The organism is Mesorhizobium sp. M7A.F.Ca.CA.004.12.1.1 (assembly GCF_003997835.1).
Classification (GTDB): domain Bacteria; phylum Pseudomonadota; class Alphaproteobacteria; order Rhizobiales; family Rhizobiaceae; genus Mesorhizobium.
The window spans coordinates 1-2,717 of sequence record NZ_RZRK01000809.1 but is presented as its reverse complement, the minus strand read 5'-3'; the positions used below and the strand labels follow the sequence as shown (position 1 = coordinate 2,717).

Genomic DNA, 2,717 nt, shown 5'->3' with positions numbered 1-2,717 from the left:
GCGTGCCGGGCCTCGCCTACAACATCTTCGTCGGCCTCATCATCCTCGCCATGCTCATCCTGCACGCTTTGCTGCAGAAGAACGCCGCAAGGGGCTGACGATGGAAGTTCTCCGGCTGCAGAATCTGCAAAAATCCTTCGGCAGCGTTCGGGCGCTGAAGAATGCGTCCTTTGCTCTCAAGGAGGGTGAGGTGGTGGCCTTGCTCGGAGACAATGGCGCCGGCAAATCGACGCTGATCAAGGCGATTTCCGGTGTGTTTCCGATCGACCGTGGCGACATCTATGTGCGCGGCGAGAAGGTCTCGATCCGCTCGACGCGCGATGCCATGGACCTCGGCATCGAGACCATCCACCAGGATACGTCTCTGGCGCCGGATCTCAGCATTGCGCGCAATCTTTTCCTTGGGCGCGAACCGGTCAAGCTGAAATGGCTGGGCGTGTTCGCGCCGCTCGATTTCGCCAAATTGCGCGATGCGGCGTCGGCGCTGTTGAAGCGCGTCGGCATCTCGAAAAAACTCGACGCCGATGCGCTGGTCTCGACGCTGTCGGGTGGCGAGCGGCAGTCGATTGCGATTTCTCGCGCCATGCAGTTCGCCGCCAAGGTCATCATCCTCGACGAACCAACCAACAATCTCGGCGTCGAGGAAACCCATGGCGTGCTGCGCTTCGTCAAGGAGGTGCGTGACGCCGGCCATTCGGTGCTCTTGATCACCCACAACATCCATCACGTGTTCCAGGTCGCCGACCGCATCATCGTCATGCGCCGCGGCGAGATCGTCGCCGAGCAGACGGTTGCCGATACCGATCTTCTGACCGTGGAAAGCATCATCACCGGCGCCGACATGTCGGCCCTGCTGAAAGAGACGAGAGCGAAGTGAAGAAGTTGGCCGTCACATGGTAGAACTCTACGGCAAGACGCTTTCGCGCCGGCAGGTATCGGAACGTTCGGGCATGCTGTCGCAATTTGCCGGCGTGCGGCTGATGACGCTTGGCGACGGCGTGGAACGCGGCATCCGCATGCTCGAGTTCCGCACCGGCTCGGGCCTGCGTTTCACGGCGCTGGTCGACCGGGCGCTCGACATCGCCGATTGCGACTTCAAGGGCCAGGCGATCGGCTGGCATTCGCCGAGCGGCTTTCGCAACCCCGGCCTACACGATTATGAGGGGGAAGGGGGCCTCGCCTGGGCGCGCTCGTTTTCAGGCCTGCTTGTCACCTGCGGCCTCGACCACATATTGGGCCGCGAAGCGGTGCCTGCCGATAGCTACAACTACCCGGGCAAGAAGACCGTGATCCATTCGCTGCACGGCCGTGTCGGCACCATTCCGGCACGGTTGACCGGTTATGGCGAGGCCTGGGATGGCGACCGCTGCGTGCTTTGGGCCGAAGGCATCGTTCAGCAATCGGCGGTGTTCGGCGAGGATTTGCATCTGATCCGGCGTATCGAGGCCGATGTCGGCGGCAACGAGATCCGGCTGTCGGACCGCGTCGTCAACCATGGCTTCAATCGCACGCCGCACATGTATTTTTACCACGTCAATGTCAGCCACCCCTTGCTCGACGAGGGTTCGCGCTATCTGGCGCCGATCCGCGACGTCGTCTGGGCTGGCCATGCAGGCGAACGCTACGAGGCGCAGAAGGTCGGCTACCGCACCGTGCCGGCGCCGCGACTGGGCTTCAGCGAGCAGGTCTGGCAGCATGAGATGGCGGCCGACGCCAATGGCGAGGTGCCGGTGGCGGTGGTCAACGACGGCATAGGGCTTGGCCTGGAAGTGATCACGCGCAAGGATCAGCTGCCTTGCGCCTACCAATGGCAGAATTTCCAGGCAGGGCAGTATGCGCTGGGCATAGAACCCTCGACACACCATGTCTTGGGCAATCTCGCGGCGCGCGAGCGAGGCGAGATGATCTGGCTGGAGCATGGCGAAGGCCGTTCTTATGACGCGGTGTTCCGGGTGCTCGACGGCGCCGGCGCGATCGCCGCGGCCGAAGCAAAGATCGCGTCGATCGCCAGGCAGCCGCAACAGGATTATCCTGTGCCGTCGGGCAATTTTCCGGGATTGGCGGACAGGGCATGATGCGAAACGAATGCTCCGGCTGGCGGGCCGGAAATCGGAGGTCGATGTGATGGAGAAAAAGCGCGACTACAGCCTGGTCGGGGAAAGCACGCGCATCGCGATCGAGACCGGGCTGGCCTCGGCCGAGTGGTATCACACCGATGTGCCGCGCAAGGCGATGAAAGAGCTGATGCAACGCTCGGACGGGCCGGCGATCCGCGACACGATCATCTGGATCGTTGCCATATTGGGTTCCGCCGCCGGCATCGCCTGGTTCTGGGGCACGTGGTGGATGGTGCCGTTCCTGCTCGTCTATGGCGTGCTCTATGGCTCGTCCAGCGACTCGCGCTGGCACGAGTGCGGCCACGGCACCGCCTTCCGCACGCGCTGGATGAACGATGCCGTCTACCAGATCGCCAGTTTCATGCTGATGCGCAACCCGGTGACCTGGCGCTGGAGCCATGCCCGCCATCACACCGACACGATCATCGTCGGCCGCGACGCCGAGATCGCGGTGATGCGTCCGCCGGACCTGCTGCGTGCCGCACTCGCCTTCACCGGCATTCTCGATTTCCGCTATTCGCTGCCGACGCTGGTGCGCAATGCGTTCGGCAGCATCTCGCCCGACGAGAAAAGCTTTATTCCCGAGATGGAGCTTCACAA

3 protein-coding genes are annotated in these 2,717 nt (G+C 63.0%); all 3 read left to right on the top strand.

The window, feature by feature from the left end; translation table 11 throughout:
• Window positions 1–94 precede the first annotated feature (94 nt).
• Entirely contained in the window at window positions 95–877 is a 783-nt protein-coding gene (locus EN984_RS29970) for an ATP-binding cassette domain-containing protein (RefSeq protein WP_024501560.1), read from the top strand.
• A 16-nt stretch (window positions 878–893) separates the two neighbouring features.
• On the top strand, window positions 894–2,075 hold the full coding sequence (locus tag EN984_RS29965) for an aldose 1-epimerase family protein (RefSeq protein ID WP_127267573.1): 1,182 nt from the start codon (window positions 894–896) through the stop codon (window positions 2,073–2,075).
• Between the two features lie 49 nt (window positions 2,076–2,124).
• On the top strand, window positions 2,125–2,717 hold a 593-nt coding region (locus EN984_RS29960; RefSeq protein ID WP_245480147.1), incomplete at its 3' end, for a fatty acid desaturase.